General features: G+C 48.4%; 26 protein-coding genes and 2 tRNA genes. 9 read left to right on the plus strand and 19 right to left on the minus strand.

Annotated elements, in window-relative coordinates; genetic code table 11:
- Window positions 1-224 precede the first annotated feature (224 nt).
- The 10 genes from AC06L3_RS00940 to miaB all read right to left on the minus strand — a co-directional run bounded on the left by AC06L3_RS00940 (window position 225) and on the right by miaB (window position 9,002).
- Complete coding sequence (locus tag AC06L3_RS00940; RefSeq protein WP_475668776.1) at window positions 225-641, minus strand: phage integrase SAM-like domain-containing protein; 417 nt, start codon at window positions 639-641, stop codon at window positions 225-227.
- 3 nt (window positions 642-644) lie between these two features.
- A complete protein-coding gene (locus tag AC06L3_RS00945; protein ID WP_475668751.1) occupies window positions 645-770 on the minus strand; it encodes a hypothetical protein in 126 nt (41 codons plus the stop codon).
- Between the two features lie 99 nt (window positions 771-869).
- Window positions 870-1,772: an Rpn family recombination-promoting nuclease/putative transposase gene (locus AC06L3_RS00950; protein ID WP_475668752.1), complete on the minus strand. Its 903-nt coding sequence runs from the start codon at window positions 1,770-1,772 to the stop codon at window positions 870-872.
- A 228-nt stretch (window positions 1,773-2,000) separates the two neighbouring features.
- Window positions 2,001-2,417, minus strand: coding sequence for a hypothetical protein (locus tag AC06L3_RS00955; protein ID WP_475668753.1), 417 nt, complete (start codon window positions 2,415-2,417; stop codon window positions 2,001-2,003).
- 73 nt (window positions 2,418-2,490) lie between these two features.
- On the minus strand, window positions 2,491-4,431 hold the full coding sequence (locus tag AC06L3_RS00960; protein ID WP_475668754.1) for a TonB-dependent receptor plug domain-containing protein: 1,941 nt from the start codon (window positions 4,429-4,431) through the stop codon (window positions 2,491-2,493).
- Window positions 4,432-4,443: 12 nt separating this feature from the next.
- The gene (upp, locus tag AC06L3_RS00965) at window positions 4,444-5,097 is read right to left on the minus strand and encodes a uracil phosphoribosyltransferase (RefSeq protein ID WP_475668755.1); all 654 of its coding nucleotides are present in this window, start codon (window positions 5,095-5,097) and stop codon (window positions 4,444-4,446) included.
- Window positions 5,098-5,100: 3 nt separating this feature from the next.
- A complete protein-coding gene (gene rpoN / locus AC06L3_RS00970) occupies window positions 5,101-6,567 on the minus strand; it encodes an RNA polymerase factor sigma-54 (protein ID WP_475668756.1) in 1,467 nt (488 codons plus the stop codon).
- A 16-nt stretch (window positions 6,568-6,583) separates the two neighbouring features.
- Window positions 6,584-7,096, minus strand: coding sequence for an SPOR domain-containing protein (locus AC06L3_RS00975; RefSeq protein ID WP_475668757.1), 513 nt, complete (start codon window positions 7,094-7,096; stop codon window positions 6,584-6,586).
- 5 nt (window positions 7,097-7,101) lie between these two features.
- Window positions 7,102-7,509, minus strand: coding sequence for an OsmC family protein (locus AC06L3_RS00980; RefSeq protein ID WP_475668758.1), 408 nt, complete (start codon window positions 7,507-7,509; stop codon window positions 7,102-7,104).
- Window positions 7,510-7,520: 11 nt separating this feature from the next.
- Window positions 7,521-9,002 carry a tRNA (N6-isopentenyl adenosine(37)-C2)-methylthiotransferase MiaB gene (gene miaB / locus AC06L3_RS00985; protein WP_475668759.1) on the minus strand — a complete coding sequence of 494 codons (1,482 nt, stop codon included), beginning with the start codon at window positions 9,000-9,002 and terminating at the stop codon, window positions 7,521-7,523.
- An 83-nt stretch (window positions 9,003-9,085) separates the two neighbouring features.
- Between miaB and AC06L3_RS00990 the strand changes: the two genes are divergently transcribed.
- Window positions 9,086-9,688 carry a hypothetical protein gene (locus tag AC06L3_RS00990; RefSeq protein WP_475668760.1) on the plus strand — a complete coding sequence of 201 codons (603 nt, stop codon included), beginning with the start codon at window positions 9,086-9,088 and terminating at the stop codon, window positions 9,686-9,688.
- Between the two features lie 17 nt (window positions 9,689-9,705).
- On the opposite strand, the gene radC is transcribed toward AC06L3_RS00990, so the two are convergent.
- From radC to AC06L3_RS01025, 7 genes are all read right to left on the minus strand, one after another.
- Window positions 9,706-10,470 carry a RadC family protein gene (gene radC, locus AC06L3_RS00995; protein ID WP_475668761.1) on the minus strand — a complete coding sequence of 255 codons (765 nt, stop codon included), beginning with the start codon at window positions 10,468-10,470 and terminating at the stop codon, window positions 9,706-9,708.
- A 65-nt stretch (window positions 10,471-10,535) separates the two neighbouring features.
- Entirely contained in the window at window positions 10,536-10,790 is a 255-nt protein-coding gene (rpsT, locus tag AC06L3_RS01000) for a 30S ribosomal protein S20 (RefSeq protein ID WP_475668762.1), read from the minus strand.
- A gap of 30 nt (window positions 10,791-10,820) precedes the next feature.
- Window positions 10,821-10,892 (minus strand) — tRNA-Glu (locus AC06L3_RS01005).
- A 61-nt stretch (window positions 10,893-10,953) separates the two neighbouring features.
- On the minus strand, window positions 10,954-12,006 hold the full coding sequence (locus AC06L3_RS01010; protein ID WP_475668763.1) for a DUF4837 family protein: 1,053 nt from the start codon (window positions 12,004-12,006) through the stop codon (window positions 10,954-10,956).
- Window positions 12,007-12,051: 45 nt separating this feature from the next.
- Window positions 12,052-13,395, minus strand: a complete 1,344-nt coding sequence (gene rseP / locus AC06L3_RS01015) for an RIP metalloprotease RseP (RefSeq protein WP_475668764.1) — start codon at window positions 13,393-13,395, stop codon at window positions 12,052-12,054.
- A 14-nt stretch (window positions 13,396-13,409) separates the two neighbouring features.
- Complete coding sequence (locus AC06L3_RS01020; RefSeq protein ID WP_475668765.1) at window positions 13,410-14,642, minus strand: 1-deoxy-D-xylulose-5-phosphate reductoisomerase; 1,233 nt, start codon at window positions 14,640-14,642, stop codon at window positions 13,410-13,412.
- Between the two features lie 24 nt (window positions 14,643-14,666).
- The gene (locus AC06L3_RS01025) at window positions 14,667-15,521 is read right to left on the minus strand and encodes a murein hydrolase activator EnvC family protein (protein WP_475668766.1); all 855 of its coding nucleotides are present in this window, start codon (window positions 15,519-15,521) and stop codon (window positions 14,667-14,669) included.
- 32 nt (window positions 15,522-15,553) lie between these two features.
- Between AC06L3_RS01025 and ruvX the strand changes: the two genes are divergently transcribed.
- From ruvX to AC06L3_RS01055, 6 genes are read left to right on the plus strand one after another with little or no spacing between them, the layout of a single operon-like run.
- Window positions 15,554-15,994, plus strand: coding sequence for a Holliday junction resolvase RuvX (gene ruvX, locus AC06L3_RS01030; protein ID WP_475668767.1), 441 nt, complete (start codon window positions 15,554-15,556; stop codon window positions 15,992-15,994).
- A gap of 23 nt (window positions 15,995-16,017) precedes the next feature.
- Window positions 16,018-16,605, plus strand: a complete 588-nt coding sequence (gene def, locus AC06L3_RS01035) for a peptide deformylase (protein ID WP_475668768.1) — start codon at window positions 16,018-16,020, stop codon at window positions 16,603-16,605.
- Window positions 16,606-16,621: 16 nt separating this feature from the next.
- The gene (locus AC06L3_RS01040; protein WP_475668769.1) at window positions 16,622-18,010 is read left to right on the plus strand and encodes a phosphomannomutase/phosphoglucomutase; all 1,389 of its coding nucleotides are present in this window, start codon (window positions 16,622-16,624) and stop codon (window positions 18,008-18,010) included.
- Window positions 18,010-19,383, plus strand: a complete 1,374-nt coding sequence (locus AC06L3_RS01045; RefSeq protein WP_475668770.1) for a metallophosphoesterase family protein — start codon at window positions 18,010-18,012, stop codon at window positions 19,381-19,383. The genes AC06L3_RS01040 and AC06L3_RS01045 overlap by 1 nt, the downstream gene beginning before the upstream one ends.
- A 3-nt stretch (window positions 19,384-19,386) precedes the next feature.
- Window positions 19,387-20,418: a CNNM domain-containing protein gene (locus AC06L3_RS01050; protein WP_475668771.1), complete on the plus strand. Its 1,032-nt coding sequence runs from the start codon at window positions 19,387-19,389 to the stop codon at window positions 20,416-20,418.
- A 4-nt stretch (window positions 20,419-20,422) separates the two neighbouring features.
- Complete coding sequence (locus tag AC06L3_RS01055; RefSeq protein WP_475668772.1) at window positions 20,423-21,574, plus strand: carcinine hydrolase/isopenicillin-N N-acyltransferase family protein; 1,152 nt, start codon at window positions 20,423-20,425, stop codon at window positions 21,572-21,574.
- A 9-nt stretch (window positions 21,575-21,583) separates the two neighbouring features.
- On the opposite strand, the gene galK is transcribed toward AC06L3_RS01055, so the two are convergent.
- Together galK and AC06L3_RS01065 are read right to left on the minus strand one after the other, a co-directional pair.
- The gene (gene galK, locus AC06L3_RS01060) at window positions 21,584-22,807 is read right to left on the minus strand and encodes a galactokinase (RefSeq protein WP_475668773.1); all 1,224 of its coding nucleotides are present in this window, start codon (window positions 22,805-22,807) and stop codon (window positions 21,584-21,586) included.
- On the minus strand, window positions 22,804-24,258 hold the full coding sequence (locus AC06L3_RS01065; RefSeq protein WP_475668774.1) for an aminopeptidase P family protein: 1,455 nt from the start codon (window positions 24,256-24,258) through the stop codon (window positions 22,804-22,806). Before AC06L3_RS01065 ends, galK begins: the two co-directional genes overlap by 4 nt.
- Before the next feature lie 139 nt (window positions 24,259-24,397).
- On the opposite strand from AC06L3_RS01065, the gene AC06L3_RS01070 reads away from it, so the two are divergent.
- Window positions 24,398-24,479: transfer RNA gene (locus tag AC06L3_RS01070), tRNA-Leu, on the plus strand.
- 135 nt (window positions 24,480-24,614) lie between these two features.
- Window positions 24,615-24,851: a hypothetical protein gene (locus AC06L3_RS01075; protein WP_475668775.1), complete on the plus strand. Its 237-nt coding sequence runs from the start codon at window positions 24,615-24,617 to the stop codon at window positions 24,849-24,851.
- The last annotated feature ends 111 nt before the right edge of the window (window positions 24,852-24,962 follow it).

Here is a 24,962-nt window from a genome sequence, read left to right on the forward strand (position 1 = left end):
CGCTGCATGGAGCTTTCAAGGGCTCCATTTGCGCTTCCGCTGTTGCCAGGCCTTTTCGTTCGCAAATATTTTTGAATAATACGCACCCAAACTTATGTTCCCGACAACAAACGGTCACGCTTTTGTGAAAAATGTGGCCGAATGAGTGCCGGAAAGCAGAAACGAGCCCATTTTCAACAAAAACGTGACCAAATGACTGCCTGTAGCAGAAAACGGCCAGGAAATTAGTAAGAATGTGGTCGTGTGAAGCGGCTGGAATAGGTGAGATAGCCTCCTGAAATCTGGCTTTTCCTGAGGTACGCAACATCCACGAACGGCATGCCACGCATGCAGTAGCTGAATACGAATATGTCGCGCGTCAGCGAACTCGAGGCATCCTCCCCAAGGTCGGCCCGGGCGAGCCTTGATATGCTCTCCGCTGGCACGGCTCTGCTCTGCGTGCGGTCAACGCCAGTGTACACGCCCGAGAAGGGCCGGAGGTCCGGGAAGCCGTACTCATCGAGAGCCTTGTTGTAAATCGCACGGAGGACACGGTAGTAGAACGATATGGTGTTGCGAACAACGCCTCGGCCGCGGAGGTAATTGTTGTAGCGTATCATGAGACGCCCGTCCAGGCGGTCAAACGGGACATCGGACTCCAGGAACTAGAGGAAGCTGCTCCTTGTCTTGGAGTATGTCCGTGATGTCCCCCACCGATGGTCGCTCTCAAGTTCGGATATCAATCTGGTGGAATATTTCCCGAATGTGGGTATGTTTCTGTGTCGTCTCATGGGTAGTATGTTTTTGGTGAAAAATAAAATTTGGCAAGAACGGAATGTCCTTACCAAATTTAACAAACTACCATATAGAGTCTCAACAAATCGGAAACGTCAGATGTCTATGCCCGTGGCCTCCTTTATCTGCTCGGCCGACAGGCCCATGGCCTTGAGTTTCTCAGCTATCTCACGTTTGCTTTTTGCCTCACCTTCCTTCAAGCCTTGGGCAATACCTTCCTTTTTCCCTTCTTCTCTGCCTTCTTTTCTCCCTCTTTCCTTATAGTCGTAAAGAGTTGCCTTGTAATCGAGTTCGTTCATAACCGCTGTCTTATATTGTTCCTTGTCCTGCGCGTTGAAGCCATTGAGATCCGCGGCATCAAACAGTCTCCTGAATATCCCTTCACGGAATATTTCGGGCGGTGCTTCACATTCAGCCATCCGCTTCATTACTACAGCGAACTTGTCCAGAAAACCGCTTTCTTTCTTCAATTCCTCAATGCTGTCTGCGAATTTAGGAAGTTCAATGAATATTTGCAACAGTTTGTCATGCAGCACTCTGGTGTATTCCGAATCGATGTCGCACATGGCAAGACGCACAGGGGAATGTCCTACATTGCCGAACACCGTTTCACCGGCTATCACTATAAGATAGGTTCTGTTTGCGGTGTAACCCTTCCTTTTTGAATACAGGTAGTTCTCTACTATCGAGGAAGCGGAATACACCAGCGAGCGGTCTATGAAGGACTCGGTCACGCAGTTCTGCATCTCAACTATGATGCGCGCGCCGTCATCGCATCTGCAATAGACGTCGAACACCACCCTGCGCTTCTTGCCTGATGGCAGAATCACCTCAGTGTTCAGATATTCCAGACCAATTATCACCCTGTCGGCAATAACCTCGTTGAGAAAGCCAATAAGCAGGTCCTTGTTCATTTCGGTCCCGAAAAGACGCTTGAAGCCCCAGTCAGAAGTTGGTATTATGTACCTCTGATTCTCGTTGTAATACAATTTCTCCATAATCAACACATTTGGTCAAACAATTTCATTTTGAACAAATGTATTGGATGGAGCCGGGAACGGACTGCTGAAACAGCAAAACTTTTTGAATTGTTCGGAAAATGTGTTTCAGGAAAATTTTTGCAGAAAACGTGACCGCATGTGGCGGCAGGCAGTGGAATATGAAAAAGCTTTGCCAAGGAAAGGCAAAGTTTTTCAGATGAACTGCCTGCCGCAGCCAAGCGTAGTTTATTTGGAAAGTATCTTTATGTCGTGTATCTCCTTGCGGGCCTTGGCGCTGAGTATGAAATACAGCACAGGTACCAGGATCAGCGGTGCGGCGGCTGCAAGAACCTTTATGAAGCCATCGTTAGGATTGAACATTGCGTGACCTATCATATAGCCTCCGTAAACGATTATTGCCGAAGCAACAACGATTGAAATCACAACCTTGGCCTTGGGAAATGACCAGTATGAAACGATTATTGTGACCAATGCTGCTACCAGATAGGTAAGGAACAGACCGCAGCACTGCCCGAAAACGCTGCCGGTAAAGAAATCGCTCCTGCCCGTAAGGTATGTGCCGAGCCAGTATATTCCAAAGAAAACTCCTGCTGTAAGGACAGGTGCCAGTATCCACCTCCAGAACTTATTCGATTGTGCCATATCAGTTGTGATGATTCAGTTGTTCCAAAATTAGCATTGTTTTTCCAGTTTGCAAAACTCCCTTGAGAATTATCTAGAACTTTATACGGGCGCTTATCATGAAGTTTATGCCCGGCATGGCATAGAACTTCACGTTCTGATAGCTGGTATTCAGTATGTTCTTCAGTTCTCCGCACAGAGTGCATTCATAATCGAACAGCCTGAACTCCCTTGCAAGCGAAAGGTCCAGGAGGGAATAGCCCGGTAGGCTGTCATAAATATCAGTGGTGGTGCGGCTTCCGGTATAGTTATACCCCAGTATCATATTCCACTGGCGATAGTCAATTCCAGCGGAGCAGTTCACAACATTGTACGGCTGATAGGCCATCTGCTTTCCAACGGAAGGGTCGAGCGGAATATCGGACTCAAGTTTGCGCACATCGGTGTATGAATAGTTTACGCTGAAACTGAGCTTTGTGTTCCCGTAGGTTCCGGTTGCCCTTACACCGCTCTCCACTCCCTTTGTCCTGACCTTGGGAACATTCCTGGGCCTCCAGACTTCGCCGGCAGGCAGCCAGCGTATCCAGTCCTTGACATCCGTGTTGAACACAGTGGCAAAAACGCTCAGACTCCAGACTCCGGCTACAGTGCCAAGATCCACGCCGCCCTCGTATGTGGTTCCTTTCTCAGGTTTAAGATATGCGTTCACTCCGCCCCAGTATTTGTCATTCATTGTTGGCACCTTGGTGCTCCTTGAGGCGGAAGCCCTGAAAGCAAGCCAGTGAGTTGCCATCCACTTCATGTTGAGAACCGGCTGCACAGGCACGCTTGTATTGGTAACGAAGGTCCCCCTCAAACCTCCTCCTATCATAAGGCTGCTGAAAGGTTTCCAGAAAGCAAGGGCATAAATCTCGGAACGCCACTCGTATGTCCCACTGCCATACCATTCCACCTCAGGCTTTATGTACTCCGCACGGCCACCCGCCTTCAGGTTCCACCTTGTTCCGGAATACCCGATTCCTGCAGAGGCGGCAAGGCGGTTTGCCGCAATCACATCGTTTTCATAGAGTTCGTAATCCCTGTTGAAAGACAGCGAGGCATCGTATTTAAGATTGCCCGCCTGACTGCTGAACTTGAGTATGGCCTTGGTGTTGCGGTCAAGTATATCGTGCCAGAGTGAAGGATCATTGTTGCTTGCCACCGATGGCTGCATCTGACGCTTGAAATTCAAATGGATGAAGTTGAAAGCAAGCACCGATGTTCCATCCTTGAACTTATGTGCCACCTGCTGATAGATGCCCCAATTGGCGAACCGGGCATTATGCTGCCTGTCCTCTGGCTGTCCCGGTTTGGAGTTGTCCTTGAAGTTGAAGGCGTTGTTGGAGAAATTCCAATAAGCGGAAGTCCTTCCGGAATTGCGGCTGGAGGCATATCTGGCGGTAACTCCGGTGAAGAATGTTTCATAACTGCCCCCCTTGAGGGTGAGGTCACCGGAGAAAAGGAATTCGCCATCGCCATAGTTGGCAAAGACAGGAGCGGAGGCCAGCTGAATGCTTCCGCCTATGCTGCCATTCCCGTAAAGCGCGCTTCCTCCCCCGAGATGCAGGCTAAGGTTGTCAAAGAAATACAGAGGTATGTGGCTCAAATCGGCCTGTCCCATCGTGGGCATTGAAAAAGACTCTCCATTCCAGTCAACCGATGTGTGGGAAGACGAGGTTCCTCGTACGGAGATATATGAATTCATTCCGCGCCCGTACTCCTTTATGTACAGCGATGTCTCCTTCTGCAGAACATCTCCCAAAGAGTTCAATGAAGATATCTGTGGAAGGACAAGCCTTTGCACATGAAGTCCGGGACTGAACCTGCTGTTCGATTCCAACTGCCTGGCATCAGCGCTTACCGTCACTTTTGAAAGAGTATCGGCAGTGCCGGCTGAATTGGTCTGCGAATACAGAGGCACACCGCACACAAGCCTGCCGCATGCCAATGCAGCAAGTGCAAAGCAGAACCTCAACAATCGCAGATATGTTTTCATGAAAGTCTGTTATCAGAGTTTTGAGCCGTAACAGAGATCTCCGGCATCGCCTATGCCGGGCACAATGTAGGACTTGTTGGTGAGTTCCTCATCAATGGCTGCTGCCCAGAGAGTGACCTTCTTGTGCGGGAGAGATTTTGACAGGAATTCTACAGCGCTGCGGCTGGCAACAGGGCACACGAAATGAGTGTGTACAGGCTCTCCGTGTGTAAGCAGACGCTCGTATGCCTTGAGCAATGAGGCACCTGTGGCAAGCATTGTATCTGCAAGGATGAGAACCTTGCCCTCAAGTGAAGGGGCGGTCACGTATTCAATTCTTATGTCAAATTTATTATCCTTGCCATATTTCCTGTAAGCTGTGACGAAGGCACCCTCGGCATTGTCGAACACATTCAGAATTCCATTGTGCAACGGAAGTCCCGCACGGAGTATGGTGGCAACTACTATATTGTCGGCCGGAACATTGCACTCCGCTATCCCAAGAGGGGTTGTCACCTCTATTGTCTTATAATTCAGGGTCTTACTTATTTCAGCCGCAAAAAATGCGCCTATTCTCTCAAGATTCATTCTGAAACGTCTCGGATCCTTCTGTATCTGTTTGTCCCTCATCTGGCTCAAATACTGGCCGAGAATGCTGTTCTGGTTGGAATAATCTATGGTTTTCATATATCAAAGCTGTTTTCTTAAACGTGCCACAGGAATGCCCAGCTGCTCCCTGTATTTTGCAATGGTCCTGCGCGCTATGCTGAATCCGTGCCTGTTGAGTATTTCAGAAAGTTCGTCATCTGTGAGCGGCTTGGCCTTGTTTTCAGCATCCACGCTGTCCTGAACCAGTTTCTTGATTTCCCTTGTGGAAACCTCCTCTCCGCTGTTGTTCACAAATCCTTCGGAGAAGAAGGACTTGAGTGAGAATATGCCGAAATTGGTCTGTATGTACTTGCTGTTCACAACCCTTGAGATAGTTGAGATATCAAAGCCTGTGATGTCGGCTATATTCTTGAGCGTCATAGGTTTGAGCTTGGTCTCATCGCCCTCGAGCATATAATCGTGCTGAAAGTCAATAATTGCATCGATTGTCTTCTGCAGCGTATTCTGCCTCTGTTTTATGGCTTCTATGAACCATTTTGCAGAATCCAGCTTGCGCTTTACGAATGAGGCCGCCTCCTTGTCGGCATTTGACATGGGTGCACCGGCTTTCTCAAGATAATTCCTGTATCTCCTGTTCACCCTAAGTTCGGGTATATTGAATTTTGGCATTGTTGCGGTAAGCACACCTTCCTCCTCTTCAAGAATGAAATCGGGGATGACCTGCTGTGACTGGTCATTGTACGAATCATCTATCTGTCCGCCCGGCCTTGGATTCAGTTTGAGTATCTGTGCAATTATCTCCTTGAGATCATCCTGGGAAATGTTCATTCTGGAACATATCTTGTCGTAGTGCTTCTTTGTGAACAGATCGAAATGATCATACAGCATGTCAAGCGCCAGTTGCTTGTACTTGAGACCCTTCGCATCCCTGAATTCCTCCGGCTTGGTCATTTCCAGTGTGATTTTTGATTCAAGCTGAAGCGTGAGACACTCCTGGAGCGATCTTGCTCCTATTCCGGCCGGCTCGAACTGCTGAATCACTTCAAGCAGGCTTTCCAGTTCCTCCTCCGTTGTTTCTATGCCGAGTCTGAAACTTATGTCATCCACCAGTGTTTCTATCTCCCTTCTCAAATATCCGTCGCTGCTCAGGCTTCCTATAATGAATTGAGCAAGTTTACGCTTGCGTTCATCAAGTCTGGTGAATCCCAGCTGGCGTTGAAGTGACTGCTGGAAGCTTTCCTTGACTGAAAACGTATTGTACTGCGGCTTTTCATCCTTGCCGCGATTGTTCACATAAAGCTTGTAGGAAGGAATGTCATCCTCCGAAGAATATCCGCTCAACGACACATTTTTCCTGCTGTCCTCCTCGGGTGCCTCATCCTCCTCCTTCTGGACAGGCTGGTCATCAAGCACAGGATTATCCTCCAGCTCCTTCCGTATTCTGGCCTCAAGTTCCAGAGTTGTGGCCTCCAGAAGCTTTATGGTCTGAATCTGAAGCGGAGACAACTTGGTTGCAAGTTTCAGTCTCAAATCCTGTTTTAAATCCATAATCTGAGTATAAACACTATTTTATTGTGGGGAAGTCCATCTCCCTTTCCATGATTATGTAGGCATCCTTGAAAACAGTCTTGATTTCCTCAAGAGCCTTCAAGGCATCCGACTTGGTCCTGTAATTGCCCACCGCCACCTTGAAATGAGGATTCGGATAGGTCCTGTACACAGGAACGCCGGGGAAATTCTCCTTGAACTTTTCCTCAACCATGGCAGACTCATTCCTGGCACTCTGGCTGTTGCTGAAATATATCCTTATCCTGTACCCCAACAGTTTTCGTGAGCCGGTCAGCGTTTTATGGCCGTTCAGTGCAGAAGCAAGCTGAACGCTCTGATTCACCTTTATGCCGTTCAACCCGGATTCCACCAGCTGCACGATGTCCGCCCCTACCAGGGTTGAATCCATGATCAGGACAGGCCGGGCTACCACAAGGCTGTCTTCAGCGGTCTGTGCGCTCAGAGGGCAGGCCGCCATACACGCCATCGCTGTGAAAAATACAAGAGAAAAAGCTTTCAAACCTTTCATTGGCATCAATAATTGAAAACAAGTGTCTTCTTTATGTCCGGGTGCAGTGAGTTCGCTACAGGACAGGTGCGGGCAGCGGCCTCTATCACTCTCTTCTGCTGTGCTGTGAACTCCCTGTCCTTAGGGAAGTTGAAAGTAATCCTGATTTCAACTATCCTCCTTGGATTGGTTCCCATTATCTTTTCCGTTTCAAGAGTCGTGCCAACAATGTCATATCCGTAAGTTTCTGCGCTTATTCCCATAATTGTAAGCATGCAGGCTCCGAGCGCTGTGGCCACCAGATCAGTTGGCGAGAATGACTCACCCTTTCCGTGGTTGTCAAGAGGTGCATCGCAAACGAGCTTTGTTCCTGACTGTTCGTGTATTGCTTCTGTTCTGAGATTACCCAGATACCTGCTTGTCATCTTTGTCATGATTTCAATGTTTAAATGTTTCTAATCTTGTCCTGTATAATTTTTTTCAAAGGGAGATGCATTTCATCGGAAGGCGGAGCTGGCACAACATGACCGAAGAGCGTTGCACTTGTACAGCGCTCAACTTCAACCCAGAGATACTTCCCAATGTAATTGTCCTGCGAAGGGGCGTCAAATACAATGGCCTTGTTCTGGCCGTTCCTTCCCATAAGCTGTGCTTCAGAACGTTTAGAGTGTCCTTCCACCAGTACCTTGTATGTCCGGCCAACGCATTTCCCGTTGCTTTTGAGCGAAAGCGCATTCTGCAGCGCTATTATTTCATTGAGCCTGCGCGTTTTCTCCTCAGGCGGGACATCGTCCTGGAAATGACGGTGGGCAAAGGTGTTGGGCCTCATTGAGTACTGGAACATGAAAGCGCTGTCAAAGCCAACTTCCTCCATAAGGGAGAGAGTCTCCCTGTGCTCCTCCTCGGTCTCCGAGCAGAAACCTGCAATGATATCCGTACCTATGGCACAGTCTGGAATGATTCTCCTTATTGCAGAAATCCTTTCAAGATATTTCTCCCTGGTATATTTCCTGTTCATCTTCTCCAGCATCCTGTTGCTTCCGCTCTGAACCGGCAGATGGATGTAGTTGCAAATATTATGGTACATTGCCATGGTATAAAGCACGCCGTTGCCCATATCCTTTGGATGCGATGTTGAAAAGCGCACTCTCAGTTCAGGATCTATTATTGCTACCAGTTCAAGCAGCTGCGCAAAGTTCACGCTGTCTGCCTCATTCTCCGGATTCACCCATTTATATGAGTCCACGTTCTGGCCAAGCAGGCACACCTCCCTGTAACCGGCCTGGAACAGGACAGTTGCCTCACGCACTATGGATTGAGGGTCCCTGCTCCTTTCAGCGCCTCTGGTATAAGGCACAACGCAGTATGAACACATATTGTTGCATCCGCGCATTATGGAAATGAAAGCGCTCACGCCGTTGCTGTCAAGACGTACAGGATTGATATCCGAGTAGGTTTCCACCTTGGACAATTGTGTGGCGGCCAGTTTTCCTTCAGGCAGGTTCCGCTTTTCTGAATCCAATACGGCATTCACCGTGTCAAGCATTTTCGGAAGGCTCCTGTAAGAATCGGGACCAACAACAAGACTTACCGCAGGGTGCTCAAGCAGTTTTTCCTTGAGTCTCTGGGCCATGCAGCCCATTACACCAATCAGGACCCGTTTCGAGGATTTCCTCTTTATCTGAAGGAATACATCAAGTCTTCCCCATATACGTTGCTCCGCATTGTCCCTTATGGAACAGGTGTTCACAAGAATGAGATCGGCATCCTCCATGCGTGCGCAAAGCGAATAGCCGCAGTTCTGAAGTATTGACAATACAACCTCACTATCGTTCACGTTCATCTGGCAGCCATACGTTTCAATGAACAGCTGCTTTGCCTGCGAATCAATGACAGGCCTTACAGATTTAGAGTCAAATTCATTCATAGTACGCAAATATACTAAAATTTGCAATTTTTCTCAATATTCACTAAAATTGGGTATAAAATTTGAGAGCAAAAATTCAGCGTATGAAAAGCATAAAATATTTACTTCTGGCAATCGCCGTCATTTCACTTTCCTCCTGCGGCAATATCAGGAAAATATCAATAGGCAAAGTTGAATATCAGGGGATTCAATTGAAATCATTCACCAGCGCCATAGTAAACATTGGCATAGAAGTGAACAATCCAACAAAGAAAGCCATCCATCTCACGGACATTGAAGGTCAGGTGTGCAAGGGAAGCAGCGAGCTGGCTCAGTTCAATCTTGAGAACGAAGTTGTGATTGAACCAGAGTACAGCGGAGTTGTCACCTTAGCGCTGGATACCAGAATTGTCAGTCTTGCAGCGCTATCCGACCTGCCTTTCGAACAAATAATCAGCAACAGCTTCAATCTTGACCTCAGGAACTTAGACTTCAACAGCGGCGCAGAGGAGATGGTTTTATCCGATAGCACATTGCGGGACAATCCTGCTGATGAGGTCTTGACAAAAGAAGAATTGAAGCAGTCAAGCAAAACAGCTCTGAATTCAGTCCTGAAAAACCTTACAATGCCAACGACTATCACATGCAGGTTCAGCGGCTTGCGCAAGACCAAACGCATTGCCAATCTTCTGGACCACATACGCTAGTGTGCGTGGTCTTTCCGTTACAGATCCGGCATGAGGCCGTTGTCAAGAAAACTGAAATAATCATCAGAGCATATTATTATGTGATCAAGCAGGCTTATGTCACAGGCGTTGGCAGCTTGCGCAATTTTTTTTGTCTGTACTATATCCGCTTCTCCAGGCGAGGCCGCTCCGGAAGGATGATTATGGACAAGCACCAGCGCAGAAGCCATACTTGCCAGAGCCTTGTGGAGGACTATCTTCGGGTCAACAACGGTGGCAGCCACTCCGCCAAGCGAAATCCTTTCCTTGTGGATCAGCCTGTGTCTTCTGTTGAGGAACAAAGCCCAGCATTCCTCGTGCTTGAGCCTGCCTATGACGGGCCTCATCAGAGAGACCACATCATCGGAAGAAGAAAAGACAGGCTGCTGTTCAGCGGGTTTCTCCCCCGCCCTTCTTGCCATCTCGAATGCGGCAAGCAAAGTTGACGCTTTTTCCTCACCAATTCCCTTGAACGCCATAAGTTGCTGAGCTTCCATTCCGCGCAGAACATCGAACGAATTGTTGCATTCGCCCAGAATCCTCCGGCTCATGTCAATGACATTCTCCTTCCTTACTCCGCTGCGTAGCAGGACTGCCAGCAATTCAGCATTGCTCAATGAATTCACCCCGGAGTTGAAAATCTTCTCCCTCGGACGCTCACACTTCTCCATATCCGCAATCATGAACTTTTTCGCCTGCGCCTCCTCTTTCCTTCCGACAAGGCGCTCCTTCAATTTCTTCACTATTTCCATAAGTTCGTACATATAAAAAAATCCCCCGCAAAATTGAATTTTGTGGGGAATCAAACTTGTAAAGACTTAAACCTGGACTACTGGAGTGTGTTTACATAAACTGCTATTCCACTCTTGAGGTTGGCTGCCTTGTTCTTGTGAATAATGTTTGTCTTAGCCAACTTGTCAAGCATTGCATATACCTTTGGAAGGAGTGCCAATGCCGCTGTTTTGTCTGTTGTGTTGCGCAATGCCTTGATTGCATTACGTGTGGTCTTTACGTAGTACCTGTTGTGCAGCCTTCGCGTATTGTTCTGTCTTGTACGCTTATCTGCTGATGCATGATTTGCCATTGTTATTATTTTTTATTATTTTTTCTTTTGTAGTGGGTAGGGGAATCGAACCCCTATTGCAAGAATGAAAATCTTGAGTCCTAGCCTTTAGACGAACCCACCAAAGGACTGCAAAAAGGATTGCAAAAGTAATAAAATATTTTATTCCTGCAAAAATATCTTGTTATTTATTGAAATCTTCCTCCCATTCAAACGAATAGAGTATTGCTTCAAGCTGCCTCAGGTAATTGCGTTTGTCATATTTAGGAGCATAGACAAAACCTTCCAGTACTATCAGGTTCTGACCATCCTTGTCATAGAATATATGCTGAACGAAAGGACCGCCCATGAAATCGTTCTGAACCTCCCAGAGTCCGCGCAGTTCACCGAAATCCCTTCCCTTGTATTTAATCCATTTAAGGACAGGCTTCTGTTCCTCACCCTGGGCCGTTGTCATATAGCTTCCCTCGAACATGCCAGGCACATTGCGTTCCATAACAACGTTCCTTGCAGAAACGAGCATGTCCAGGGTAATCTCCGGAGCCTGGCCGTTGCTGTGAAGAATCAGATCCGAAATGTCTATCCTATATGCGAAGAAGCCCTGGTTGGTGTACGTTGTCTCGTATGAGATCCAGATGAAATCATCGGTGATTTTCTTGAGAGAGTAACCGGTTGGGAAATATGGCGAACCTCCAAGTCTTTCAGCCACGGTGTTTCTAAGGCTGAGTTCCTCATATCTCTTTGAACTGCGGATTATTCTGTTCCTCTCTGCCTGCTCTATGGCATTGAATATGGTTTCGCTCTTGTCCTTTATTAAGCCAATAGCCTCCTCAGCGGTCTTTGCGGTAATTGTGACAATGACCTGTGGGGTTGACCAAACATCCTGCCTGATTGCAACTCTGGTATTCTCCACAGAAGAGCCAATCTTCACCATGACAATATTCCTGTGTGTCCTGAAAATATCGGTGAAAGTATTGTCCGGCACATTGATAAGGTCAAAGGAAGCCTCCTTCTGCGGAAGAAGAGGATAATCAGCGGCCAGCACATCCCTTATTGCTACGCCAACATCACCTTCCCACCAGCCTTTTCCACATAAAACTATGACCTCACCTGCCTTTCCGCTGGCCTGACGCAGAAGAGTGGAAGCGTCATCACCACAGGAAGCGAACAAGAATGAACTGAAAACGGCTGCAAGCAGAGCCCAAAAAAATCCGATGGATTTGAAAGAATTCTTCATGCGAAAATTATTTTGGCAAAAATGCTCTCAAAAATCGTGCAGAAATTATCTGAACAGACGGAATATATCGTTTCCAAAAGCGAAAATCATCAGGAGTATGAGAAAGATCATACCTATTGTCTGCGCAACTTCCAGGAACTTGTCGGAAGGCTTGCGTCCTGTAATCATTTCATACAATGTGAACAGTATGTGTCCTCCATCCAGAGCCGGAATAGGCAGAATGTTCATTACCGCTAGAATGATTGAAAGGAATGCACATATATTCCAGAAGAAATGCCAGTCCCAGCTCCCAGGGAACATTGAGCCTATGGCTATGAAGCTTCCAACGGACTTGTACGCCCCGGTCTGCGGCTTCACAATGAGCTTGAGTTCCTTCCAATAGTTTGACACGGTGGTGATTGCCTTGTTGAATCCGGCAGGCACACACTCAACTATATTGTAGTTGCGCTCGGTAATCCTGAAGAAATGCTCCAGATTGCCATCGGCATAAATACCCAGTCTTCCCAGACTGTCTGTGCTTGCCTCAATGCATATTATTCCACCGGCGATGGTGTCAATCCCATCCCTGTGAATCTTCACAAGCACCTTGGAATCAGGGCGCGCCTGCAGATATTTTGCAACCTCGCTGTAATAAGGAATCTCTGTGCTGTCTATTCCTACTATCCTGTCGCCATGCAGGAAACCGGCGGCAACATTCTGTGAAGCGGCGTCAACTGAATCAATTACAAAAGGAATTCCATAGTCAAAGAGTCTGCCTCCGTTGAGCATTGCCGGCATGAACACAGGATCTATGTTAATTGTCATCTCCTTTCCGCCCCTGAGAAGACGCACCTCCTTTGCCTGCTTCCTGATGATTACAGGATGAATCTGGTTGAAATCATCGATGGTTTCTCCGTCAACTGAAATGATGTGGTCACCGTTCCTGAAGCCCATGTCGTATGCAACATCGTTCACAACAACGCCGGTTGTAACGTCCTCGTTCCTTATGTATGAATCACCCCAGGAATACAGGATGGCAGAATAAAGGATTATTGCAAGTATCAGATTGAAGAACACGCCTCCGAACAGGACGAAGAACCTCTGCCAGGCCGGCTTGGCCCTGAACTCCCAAGGCTGCGGATCCTTCTTGAGCATCTCCTTGTCCATGCTCTCGTCTATCATTCCGGCTATCTTGCAATAACCGCCAAGAGGCAGCCAGCCAATGCCGTATTCAGTGTCTGAGTTCTTTGGTTTGTACTTAACAAGCGAGAACCAGGGATCAAAGAAAAGATAGAACTTATCAACCTTCATTCCAAAAATCTTGGCAAAAAGAAAATGGCCGAACTCGTGTACAAGAACCAGAAGGCTCAAGGCCATTACCAATTGCACAATTTTCATCAAAACTTCCATATCTTAACTGTTTTCTATTTCAAAATATATTTTTTCAATGCTTCGGCTGCTGTCCTGCGCGCGGACTCGTCTGCCTGGAAGATATCTTCCAATGAAGGTTTTCCAACAACATCGGCCACGGCCATGGTATCCTCTATGATGTGCGGAATTGCCCCGAACTTTATTTCACCGCGGAGGAAAGCCGCCACCGCTATCTCATTGGCTCCGTTCATTGTACAAGGCATGCTTCCGCCCTTCTCCTGTGCGCTGTAAGCAAGGCGCAGGGCCGGGAACCTGTCGAGGTCCGGTTTGAAGAAGCTCAGGCCTGCCAGTTCCGGGAAGCTTATCCTCTTTGTGTTCAATGAGCAGCGGAAAGGATATGTGAGAGCGTACTGAATTGGAACGCGCATGTCAGGGAAACCCAGCTGCGCCTTGAGGCATCCTTCCTTGAACTGTACCATGGAGTGTATTATTGACTGTGGATGAATCACCACCTCAATGTCCTTCACCGCTATATTGAACAGCCAGCTGGCCTCTATTATTTCCAGTCCTTTGTTCAGCATGCTTGCCGAATCAACGGTGACTTTTGCGCCCATGCTCCAGTTGGGATGTTTGAGGGCCTGGGCTGCGTCCGCATTTTCAATATCCTCAACCTTCCAGGTTCTGAAAGGACCGCCCGAAGCCGTAAGGACAAGCTTTTCAATGCAGTTTTCGCTTGTTGTATATGAATATGGAGGGCACCAGCTGCTCGCAGTTTCTCCCTTGAGGCACTGGAAAATAGCCGAATGTTCGGAATCAACCGGTATTATGGGTGCATTGTGTTCAATGGAAACGGCTGTAACAATGCTTCCGGCAGCCACCAGAGTCTCCTTGTTCGCCAATGCCACGGTCTTGCCTGCCTTTAGAGCCGCTATTGTGGATTCAAGGCCGCTGAAACCTACCATTGCCGCAAGAACAATGTCGAATTCCGGTTCTTCCATAAGGTCAACCGCCGCCTTCATTCCTGCAAGTGCCTTCACGCCGCTCCCCCTCAAAGCCTCCTGCAGCTCGAAATAATGACCGGGATTGCATATTACCGCATATTTTGGTCTGAACTCCATTGCCTGCTGCGCAAGCAGTTCCCAGCTGTTGTTGGCACAGAGCATGCCAATGCGCAGCATGTCCGGGTGCTGCCTTGCAACATCCAGTGCCTGGCGGCCTATTGAGCCTGTGGAGCCCATTATGGCCAGAGTTCTGCGTCCGAAAGCGGAAGAGTTTGTATTATCCATCGCAAGTGGCATATAATCAATTATTTAAAATTTAATATAATCGGAAGGATTCAGGGCTGTTCCGTTGTACCAAAGCTCGAACTGGAGCTTGCCTCCGCCTCCCTTTCCGTTGATGGAGCCGGAAATGGCTATAGGCATTCCGGAAGTGATGGCGTCGCCCGGGTTCTTCAGAAGTTCCGCAGTGAATCTGTAGATTGAAACAAGATTGCCCGGATGCTGTATCTGAATGACATAGCCTTTGTCCTCCGTATAATCCGCACTTATCATTGTTCCGTCGTGAACGGCAAAGACAACGCTGTTCTCCGGAGCGGAAAGCTCCACCGATGCATGAGTGTCACTGAAATCCTTTACAAGGTTTCCGGCAATCGGGGCATACAGGTGCAGTTTCTCTATCTCCTTGAAAACCGAATGCTTCTGTTTCTTGCTGTCTCCGGAATCCTCCTGCTCCACAACCGCGCGCAGAATTGAATCCTTTGCAGCCAGCTCCTCCTTGGCGTCAACAGAAACGGTATCTCCGAAACCGCTCATAAGCAGTACGCTGTCTATCTCAAACGGATCCTTTCCAACAGCAATTCGCTGAATGTTGGACAGCTGGAGCTGCCAGAGCTTCATTTCCCTTGTAAGGGAATCAATCACAAAGGCATTGCGTACAAGTTCCCTGCGGCTCCTGGCCGTAGGATAACCAGGAATGAGTTCCCGTATTGGTGTGAACACTATAAGGCAGATAAGGGCAAGGCCCATGAAGAAAAGCGCTATGCCCAGAACGAACGCCAGTTTCCTTGATGTTCCGCTGACATGGAAGAGTTCCTTGCCATCTGTGTGGTTGGCAAAGGACAGTCCATAAATTTTCCTTTCCTTTTTCTTAGATACTTTTCCCATAAAACTGCATTATTTCACTATCTTTGTAAAATATGGATAGAATACTTGGCATAGACTACGGAAGGAAACGCGTGGGGGTTGCTGTCAGCGACCCGCTGCAGATTTTCGCTTCCGCGCTGGAAACCGTACATTCTGCAAAGATAATTGAATATATCAAAAATTACACCCAAAATGAGAAGCTTGTGCGCATTGTGGTAGGCTACCCCATGAACCTCAACAACAGGCCTTCGGAAGCGGCGGCCGATGTGGATGTGTTCCTCAGGCAGCTGGCAAAGGCTTTCCCAAACATTCCTGTTGTAAAGGAGGACGAGCGTTTCACTTCCTGCCTTGCCATGAAGGCAATGGTTGATGGTGGAGTGAAGAAAAGTGACAGAAGGGTGAAGGGAGCCGTTGACAAGGTGAGCGCAGCCATCATCCTTCAGACATATCTGGACAGAATGCAGAATTCCATACCGCCGGTTACAATCAAATAAACAGAATCAATTCATCAAAAGATATGCTACTACCGATTTACATATATGGGACAGGCGTGCTCAGAGAAAAAGCGCAGCCTGTTGACCTTGAAACAGAGGAAGGAAAGGAAGAACGCCTGAAGCAGATAAAGGAGCTGTTCAGGAACATGTACGAAACAATGAAGCACGCAGACGGTGTTGGAATCGCAGCTCCTCAGGTTGGAGTGAGCAGACGCATGCTCATTGTAGACGGTTCGGACCTTGCGGAGGACATGCCCGAGCTCAAGGGCTTCAAGCGTTATATGATCAATCCTGTTGTAACAATGGAAAGCGCCGAAACTGCGGAATACTCCGAGGGCTGCCTCAGCGTTCCGGACATACATGCAGACGTCACAAGGCCAAAGACTATTGAGGTGGAGTATTACAATGAGAATTTCGAGAAGGTAAAGGAGACTTTCACAGGCTTCGGCTGCCGCATGGTGGAGCATGAAATGGATCATCTTGAGGGGCATATGTTCGTTGACAGGGTGTCCCCTATCCGCCGCAAGCTCATGGCAGCAAAGCTCACCAAACTTCAGGCCGGCAAGGTGCGCACCTCATACAAGACAGTAACCACATCCAAGAATAGATAAAAAGGCCGCATCAGGCATGGGCGCTTTTCACGCATACGATATAAGGGGAATCTACAACGTGGATTTCAACAGGGAAACGGCTTACAAGGTAGGTTTTTTCCTTCCGGAACTTCTGGCCACGGACAAAGTGCTTGTTGGCAGGGACGCTCGGGTTTCATCGCCCGAAATTCACCACTGGCTCATAGAGGGCATAACTGATGCCGGAGCGGATGTTGTTGACCTTGGGCTCACAACTACCCCAATGGTGTATTTCGCAACGGCGAACTACGGATACAAGGCATCGGTACAGATTACCGCCTCACACAATCCAAAGGAATACAATGGGATGAAAGTCTCCACCACCAACGCCCTTCCTGTTGGCCTGGACAGCGGTCTTGGAACCATACAGCAGTGGATTGAACAGGGACGCGCCTGCATCCCTGTCCAGGAGAACGGAGGCTCAAAGGGCAAGGTTGAAACGCTTGACATCCTGCCTGCATACAAGGAGTTCATGAGCCGCTACGTTTCGGACTTCTGTGGCCTGAAAGTTGCCGTTGACCTTTCTAACGGAATGAGTGCTCTGGCAATCAAGGACATTCTTGCAGGAACAGGCGCACAGTTCTCCTACATTTGTGACACCATCGACGGCACCTTCCCAAACCACGAGGCCAATCCTCTCATTGCTGAGAACATTGTGATGCTTCAGAAAGAAGTTGCCCGCACAGGGGCCGACCTTGGAATGATTTATGACGGCGATGCCGACCGCGTGATGTTCACCGATGAGAACGGCCGCTTCATTTCCCCGGACCTTGTGATTGCTCTCATGGGCCGCTACTGGTTCGGAATGCGCGGTTTCAACGGCCCCGGCCCTGAACGCAACGTGAGCGTCCTGCAGGATATCCGCAGCAGCAAGGCGGTTGGGGAATATCTCCAGCAGTGGGGAGCGCAGATTCACACCTGGAAAGTAGGCCGCGCCTTTGCCGCAAAGAAACTCCGTGAAATCAACGGCCTCTTTGGCGGAGAGTTAGCCGGGCACTACTACTTCAAGGAATTCTTCTACTCCGACAGCGGAATCCTGGCTTCACTCATAGTTCTCAACATAGTTTCCTCCCTTCACCGCGATGGTGTGAGATTAAGTCAGGCGATTGCTGAAATAGAGACTTACCGCAACTCCGGAGAAATAAATTTCAAACTGGAGGCAAAGCAGGAGGCCATGGATGAAGTGAAAAGAGTCTTCTCCTCCGAAGAAAATCCCGAGGTCATAATGGACTTTGACGGTTACAGGCTGGAATTCCCTCACTGGTGGTTCAACATAAGGCCATCCAACACGGAGCCATATCTCAGATTCATCTGCGAGGCCGACACCCAGGAGCTTCTTGATGAGAAAGTGGCCCGCGCACGCAGTATTATTGAAAGCTTTAAATAATGAAACGCACAGTTATTATAATGAGCCTTCTGCTCTGCTGCCTTGTACAGGCGCAGGGACAGGCCATATTCTCAATTTCCACAGGTCCCGGCGAGGATGCCTCAAGCCAGATGGGCATAAGCTGGGCCACTGACAGCACTTTGGACAATAGCGTTGTCATATATACGAAGGAATCCGACACGAACTGGGACAAGGCCATCACTGTGGAGCCCGAACAGAAATACTTCTGCACTGCATTCGACGGAGTGCTCAGCGAAACTTCCGATGGCGTTGTCTGCCGCGAGAAGGCCCGCTTCAACAAGTGCGGAGCAATGCTCAGGAATCTTGCAAAGGACACCGAATACAAATATGTGATTGCAGACCGCAACGGAAATGGGGAGAAAAGTTCCGTTCATCATTTCAAGACAGCAGGTGCCAGGGAATGGTCCTGCTGCGTGATTTCGGACTTCCACAGCTATACCCCGCTGCCTGGCAGACTGGAATCGGCAATGGGCATGATCCAGACCGCGGCCAATTATGACAAGGGCATTGATTTTGTATTTTCAGCCGGTGATGTAGTGGCCTGGGGAGGCAGCTATTCCTTCTGGAAGCGTCTCTTTGAGGAGCCTATGTTCGAGAAATACATGTGGGCCCGCGTGAACGGCAACCACGACAACTGGACCAAGGAAGGCTGTCAGAAAAGAGAATATGACATTCCTTCCGACTTCTGGCTCGGAACATCCTATTTCCCGCGCAACGGTTACGATATACCGCATATCGATGGCTCCGAAAAGCAATCGGACAGCCAGATGGGCCTCTGCTACCATTTCCGCTACGGGAACACGCTCTTTGTCATGCTCAATACGGAGGACATGTTCCGCCGCAACGAACTGCAGGCGGCACAGGACTGGGCACGCAAGGTGATTTCAGAGGCGAAAACCTCAAGGAACGCTCCAACATTCGTAGTGGTTTGCATGCACTACGAATGGTTCATAGGAACAAACGGAAGAACCTCAATGTTCAAGCACTGGAGTAAAATCTTTGATGAAGCAGGTGTTGACCTTGCAATTGCCGGAAACAATCACGTATATTTGCGTACGGAACCTATATTCAACGGAAAAGTGAATGACGGGAAGGATGGGGACGGTCAGAAAGCAAGAACGGCCAACGGACTTGGCACCGTATATATGCAGACCTCCTCATCGGACAACGGCCGCGGAAGAGCTCTCTCCGAAAAGGAATTCCTCAACAGAGACCTCATTCAAAGCCGATGGAGCGAAGGGCCGCATACAGTAAGCGCCATACACATGAAAGTAAACAGCAAATCAATTGAGCTCAAACTTCTGAACCGGGACGGCTTTGTAATAGATTCCACAGCGATAGTAAAAAAATAAAATATGCTTGCACTTATCATATTCCTGGTTTCAGCCCTGGCCATCTCATTCCTGTGTTCCCTTCTGGAGGCCACGCTCATGAGCACACCAATGTCATACATAACGCTCATTGAAGGCAATGGCAGCAAGGCTGCATTGCTGTTCAAATCATACAAGAAAGACCCTTCCAAAGCTCTGGCATCAATTCTTTCCCTCAATACCATAGCCAACACCATAGGAGCTGCAGGCGTAGGCCAGCAGACAACCATAGTTTTCGGCTCGCAGTGGTTCGGACTTGTAAGCGCCATAACAACGCTGCTCATACTTGTCTTTTCCGAAATTGTTCCCAAGACACTTGGCACCTGCTATTGGAAAAGCCTCACGAAATTCGCCGCATACACCATAAGGGCGCTCATCATCATGTTGTTCCCCATTGTGGCTGTCATAGAATTCCTGCAAAAGCTCATTTCCAGCAAGAGTTCTGACACTTCCGTATCAAGGGAGGAGGTTGGCGCAATGGCCGACGTTGCAGAGGAGTCCGGAGAACTCGAAGAGGACGAGAACGAGATTATCCAGAACCTGATAAACATTGACAGCCTCACCGCCAAGGATGCAATGACTCCGCGCGTTGTTGCCGCAATAGCTCCTGAATCAATGAGCATAAGGAAATTCTACAAGGACCGCAGATACATGCACCACAGCAGAATACCGGTTTATGCAGACAATGATGAGTACATAACCGGATACATACTCCGTATGGATGCCCTGCAGCTCATGGCCGAGGACAAGTTCGACCTTACCCTGGGTGATATCCGCCGCGATATAGAAAGCTATCCTGAGAACACTCCGATAGATGAGATCTGGGACAAGATGCTCTCCACAAAAGAACAGATTGCCGTAATAATCAACGAATACGGCTCATTCCAGGGAATAATTTCAATGGAAGACATCATTGAAACCGTTTTGGGAGACGAAATAGTTGACGAGCGTGATGAAGTGGTTGACATGCAGCAGCTCGCAAAGGAAAAATGGAATTCTCGCAATAAAGCTAAGTAAAGAAATGAAAGCAACACGAATCCTGAAAATCACATCTGCTTCACTGGCAGCCCTCATAGTCCTGATTGTAGCGGCCGTTTCAATTATCTGGAAAGGCGAGATAGCAACCGTAAGAACCTTTTCAAGCGCCAACGGCAATGAATATCTCTATTATATGGAATACAAGGCGGACTATGACCTTGATGATGTGATAGAACATGACGTAGCCAGCAACAAGGACCTCATGGGCTATATCATAGGCAGGATTGGCAAAGGTCTTCCAATCAGGATATCAAGCACCAAATTCTCTTCGGAAAATACACAGGAAGTGTTCAACTGCACCAGTTTCCAGACAAGGAACGCCCTCAACGACGGCTGGCTTTACGGACGCAATTATGATTTCAACAAGAACCCTACGCTGGTGACCGTATCCCATCCTAATAACGGATATGCCTCCATTGCAACAAGCGACATGTCACATTTCGGTTTCAGTCTTGACAGGATTCCTGATTCCTTCATTTCCAAGCTGACCTGCCTTGCCGCAATCTATGCACCTATGGACGGCATCAATGAAAAAGGACTCTGCACATCAATCATGGCAATTCCAAACCAGCCTGCTCAGCAGAATACAGGCAAGCACAAGGTTGGCACAAGCATCCTCATGCGTCTGTTCCTTGACCGCTGCGCCACGGTTGACCAGGCCATAGAGCTTGTGAACAGCTACGATATCTGTCACGACGTTTCCGTGACTTCCGGCTATCATTATATGGTTGCCGATGCACAGGGCAACTGCGCGGTGATTGAGTTCGACAAGGACGATGACTGGAAGACACTTGTTGTACGCAAGAATGCAGACAGCACCAGAATGGTGGTGACCAACCATCTTCTCAGCCCGAAATACTACACGGAAATACCTGACAAGTCAGTTGGCAATGTAAACAGCCGCAGCTGGTGGAGATACGAACACGTGAACAACTACCTGCAGGAGCATGACAACAAGGTGACCCTGCACGATGCACAGGTCTGCCTGTATCAGGTGTTCTGGAAAGACCTGCTCTGTGACGACGGTTTCCTTGAGGATACCCAGTATTCAAACGTTTATGACCAGAGCGCTCTGAAACTTTATCTGCGCAACTGGAACGATTACCCGCACACCTACATATTCTCCCTTGAATAGAGAGAATTACTACTGAACCCTCCCGGCTCCGTTGGAGATTCTCACATTGTATATTTCAGGCTCGTGACCGAATTCCTCAGCAAAGAGTTCGCGTGCTCTGGCTATGAAATCGTCACGGATTCCATCCTTCACAAGGTTTATGGTGCAACCGCCGAAACCGCCGCCCATGACTCTTGAACCTGTAACTCCGCATTTGCGGGCAATTGCATTGAGGAAATCTAGTTCCTTGCAACTCACTTCATACAGCCTGCTCATCCCAAAATGCGTCTGGTACATCATTTCTCCAACTATCGCCCAGTGGGAGTCTATCTGCTTGCGCAATCCTTCCATTGCTGCGCTGTCATTGTCTGCGGTGGCACATTGAGCTTCCAATGATGCAATGGTATTCAATGAATTGCAGACGTCAAGCACACGCTGGACCTCCCCTATGACATACTCGGCCCTGAGGAAATCCTCTGATGAGATATCCTGTCTCACTTCATCGAGCCAAAGGCGTTTTGCATCAGAAAGGAATTCGACTTCCGGATGATTCCTTCGTATTGCCGCTGCGGCTCTTTCGCAACTTTGCCTGCGGGCATTGTATGCGCTGGAAGCAAGTTCATGCTTCACACGGGTATCAATCAGGACCAGAGAATAGCCTTTCGGACTGAACGGAAAATAATCATACTTGCCTGTCTTGCAGTTCAAACGGATCAGATTGCCTTCCCGTCCGAAGCAGGAAGCGAACTGATCCATTATCCCGCACATGACACCGCACCAGTTGTGCTCGGTGCTCTGCCCTATGCGCGCAAGCTCGAAAGTGTCAATCCCGTTGTGGAACATATCGTTTATTGCATAAGCGAAACAGCTCTCCAGCGCAGCGGATGACGAGAGTCCGGCTCCCAGCGGAACATTCCCCGCAAAAACCGCATCGAAAGGCTCCACCCTTTCCCCACGCTTCATGGTTTCCATGCACACACCAAAGATATACCTTGCCCACTGGGCCGATGGTGCATCCTCCTCTTTCAGAGCAAACTCACAGCTTTGTGCATAGTCCAGCGAGTAAAGACGCACCTTGCAGCCGCCATTCGTCCCTATCATTGCCATGATGCCTTTGTCAATGGCTCCCGGAAAGACATAGCCACCGTTATAATCGGTATGCTCACCTATAAGGTTTATTCTGCCCGGAGCTGAATAAAGAGTTCCGCCCCCACCGAACAGTTCCTCGAATTTCTTAAGTATCAGTTCTTTCATTTTCTCATAGCCTCCTCAACCTCGGAAATCGTAATTGGCAGTCTCCTGTCTCCAAGCAGTCTGCATCCTTCGTATGTAATCAATATGTCATCTTCAAGACGAATGCCTCCGAAGTCCTTGTAAGTCTCAACCTTATCAAAGTTTATGAACTGAGCATTGGTACCTGCGGCTTTCCACTGATCAATCAGAGCAGGGATGAAATAGATGCCTGGCTCGTCTGAAACAACCATTCCAGGTCCCAGAGTGCGTGCCATACGCAATGCGCTCAGGCCGAACTGGGTCGAGCGCTCAATGTACTTGTTGTATCCAACGTATTTCTCGCCCAGATCCTCCATGTCATGGACATCCAGACCAATGTTATGTCCGAGGCCGTGAGGGAAGAACAAAGCATGCGCACCTGCGGCAACCGCCTCGTCAACATCGCCCTTCATGAGCCCGAGGTCCTTGAGGCCAACGGTAATCAGTCTGGCCACTGCAAGATGAATCTCCTTGTACATAACGCCCGGTTTTGCCAGTGCCTGAGCAAGGTTGTTTGCATCAAGCACTATGTTGTAGATCTCGCTCTGCCTCTGATTGAACTTACCGCTGCTAGGGAATGTCCTTGTGAAATCAGAACAATAATTGCTCATTGCCTCAGCACCTGCGTCCATTACAACCAGCCTTCCATCGGTAAGTATCTGATTGTGTCTGTGATTGTGCATGGTCTCTCCATTCTGTGAAAGGATTGTAGGGAACGATTCTCCGGCACCATACTTGTGCGCAACACCAACGGCCATTCCCGCCAGCTCCTGCTCCACCATACCCAGCCTTGCACTGCTCATGACTGTATAGTGCATGTCATAGCCGATGTTGCATGCGTGGTCCATTTCCGCTATTTCATTCTCATCCTTGAGTACTCTCTGAGCCACTACCGCCCTGATGAGCTCCACGGAAACTTTTTCCTTCAACTGTTCAACCGGAATATCCAGCAGGCTGTTCAGCAGTATCATATTGTCCGCCCTGTAAGGAGGGATGTAATGCACCCTCGCTCCTCCTCTCACTTTACTTTTAATATACTGCGATAGTTCCCCGAAAGCTCTGCTCTCCTCTATTCCAACGCTTGAGGCACGTTCCGCCACAGATGGCTGAGGACCCATCCAGATGACATCGTCCATATCTATGTCATTGCCGAAAAGAATGGTTTTGTTGCTGTCGCAGTCAATTACGAGTGCAAAACCCGCTGCCTCATCGTTGAGACCGCAGAAATAAAGGAAAGTGCTGTCCTGCCTGAAATCGTATGTGTTTCCAGCATAGTTCCTTGGCGCCTCGTTGTTTGCAAGAAGCAATATTATGTTTCCCGGCTTTGAAAAGATGCCGGGGCCCGGACGCATGGATTCAGTAATCGCACAATACTGCAGCAAGTCATCAACCAGTCTTGCTCTTCTGCTGATATAAACTTCTTTCTTGAACATAGTATTTGATGTTATTATTTTCCTGTAAACAAATGTACGCAAAATCCACTGTCCTGACAATGAAAGCTTTTCAAAAATTTTGGAAGTAGCCAAAATTGTGCTACTTTTGCAATCCCAAGCGTGAAGCCTGTATGCTAATGCCCAGATGGCGGAATAGGTAGACGCGCTGGTCTCAAACACCAGTGCCGCGAGGCATGCCGGTTCGATCCCGGCTCTGGGTACCTAATCTGTAAGTAGTTGACTTTCAATACTTGCAGATTTTTCTTTCCATTTCTATCCGACCATTCAAGCATATAGATGATAATAAGCCATTTCGTACAGAAAATGGCTCAATTCTGCACCAATCAACGGGATTATTGCTGAACGAGCAGGTTGAGGGGGCAAACCTGCTCGAATCAAGCATGAACAGCCGTTTCGTACAGAAAAAGGCTCAATCCTGTACTGAAAGAGGAGAAACAGCCGTTTCGTACAGAAAAGGGCTCAATCCTGTACTGGATGGAGATGCGGATTGGCGACTCAATGAGGTATTGGCATTGTGGAAGCGCTGCATGGAGCTTTCGAGGGCTCCATTTGCGCTTCCGCTGTTGCCATGACCATCGTTTCTCAGACAAAGTGAACCCAAACCCTTTTACTTGTGGGGGTTTGAGATCGGTTGGCGCAAAAGTATAGTTGATTATCAAGCAATTACAAATATCACTGAACTC

Source organism: Candidatus Egerieousia sp. (assembly GCF_056211015.1).

Bases quoted from the DNA above. Each gene is read 5' to 3' on its own strand.
- AC06L3_RS00990 (WP_475668760.1), top strand. From the start codon at position 9,086: ATGAAAAGCATAAAATATTTACTTCTGGCAATCGCCGTCATTTCACTT.
- AC06L3_RS01020 (WP_475668765.1), bottom strand. From the start codon at position 14,642: ATGGATAATACAAACTCTTCCGCTTTCGGACGCAGAACTCTGGCCATA.
- AC06L3_RS00975 (WP_475668757.1), bottom strand. From the start codon at position 7,096: ATGAAAGGTTTGAAAGCTTTTTCTCTTGTATTTTTCACAGCGATGGCG.
- miaB (WP_475668759.1), bottom strand. From the start codon at position 9,002: ATGAATGAATTTGACTCTAAATCTGTAAGGCCTGTCATTGATTCGCAG.
- AC06L3_RS01055 (WP_475668772.1), top strand. From the start codon at position 20,423: ATGAAAGCAACACGAATCCTGAAAATCACATCTGCTTCACTGGCAGCC.
- def (WP_475668768.1), top strand. From the start codon at position 16,018: ATGCTACTACCGATTTACATATATGGGACAGGCGTGCTCAGAGAAAAA.
- ruvX (WP_475668767.1), top strand. From the start codon at position 15,554: ATGGATAGAATACTTGGCATAGACTACGGAAGGAAACGCGTGGGGGTT.
- AC06L3_RS00945 (WP_475668751.1), bottom strand. From the start codon at position 770: ATGAGACGACACAGAAACATACCCACATTCGGGAAATATTCCACCAGA.
- AC06L3_RS01025 (WP_475668766.1), bottom strand. From the start codon at position 15,521: ATGGGAAAAGTATCTAAGAAAAAGGAAAGGAAAATTTATGGACTGTCC.
- AC06L3_RS01050 (WP_475668771.1), top strand. From the start codon at position 19,387: ATGCTTGCACTTATCATATTCCTGGTTTCAGCCCTGGCCATCTCATTC.
- rseP (WP_475668764.1), bottom strand. From the start codon at position 13,395: ATGGAAGTTTTGATGAAAATTGTGCAATTGGTAATGGCCTTGAGCCTT.
- rpoN (WP_475668756.1), bottom strand. From the start codon at position 6,567: ATGGATTTAAAACAGGATTTGAGACTGAAACTTGCAACCAAGTTGTCT.
- AC06L3_RS00980 (WP_475668758.1), bottom strand. From the start codon at position 7,509: ATGACAAAGATGACAAGCAGGTATCTGGGTAATCTCAGAACAGAAGCA.
- AC06L3_RS00960 (WP_475668754.1), bottom strand. From the start codon at position 4,431: ATGAAAACATATCTGCGATTGTTGAGGTTCTGCTTTGCACTTGCTGCA.
- radC (WP_475668761.1), bottom strand. From the start codon at position 10,470: ATGTACGAACTTATGGAAATAGTGAAGAAATTGAAGGAGCGCCTTGTC.
- upp (WP_475668755.1), bottom strand. From the start codon at position 5,097: ATGAAAACCATAGATTATTCCAACCAGAACAGCATTCTCGGCCAGTAT.
- rpsT (WP_475668762.1), bottom strand. From the start codon at position 10,790: ATGGCAAATCATGCATCAGCAGATAAGCGTACAAGACAGAACAATACG.
- AC06L3_RS00955 (WP_475668753.1), bottom strand. From the start codon at position 2,417: ATGGCACAATCGAATAAGTTCTGGAGGTGGATACTGGCACCTGTCCTT.
- AC06L3_RS01045 (WP_475668770.1), top strand. From the start codon at position 18,010: ATGAAACGCACAGTTATTATAATGAGCCTTCTGCTCTGCTGCCTTGTA.
- galK (WP_475668773.1), bottom strand. From the start codon at position 22,807: ATGAAAGAACTGATACTTAAGAAATTCGAGGAACTGTTCGGTGGGGGC.
- AC06L3_RS00950 (WP_475668752.1), bottom strand. From the start codon at position 1,772: ATGGAGAAATTGTATTACAACGAGAATCAGAGGTACATAATACCAACT.
- AC06L3_RS01040 (WP_475668769.1), top strand. From the start codon at position 16,622: ATGGGCGCTTTTCACGCATACGATATAAGGGGAATCTACAACGTGGAT.
- AC06L3_RS01010 (WP_475668763.1), bottom strand. From the start codon at position 12,006: ATGAAGAATTCTTTCAAATCCATCGGATTTTTTTGGGCTCTGCTTGCA.
- AC06L3_RS01065 (WP_475668774.1), bottom strand. From the start codon at position 24,258: ATGTTCAAGAAAGAAGTTTATATCAGCAGAAGAGCAAGACTGGTTGAT.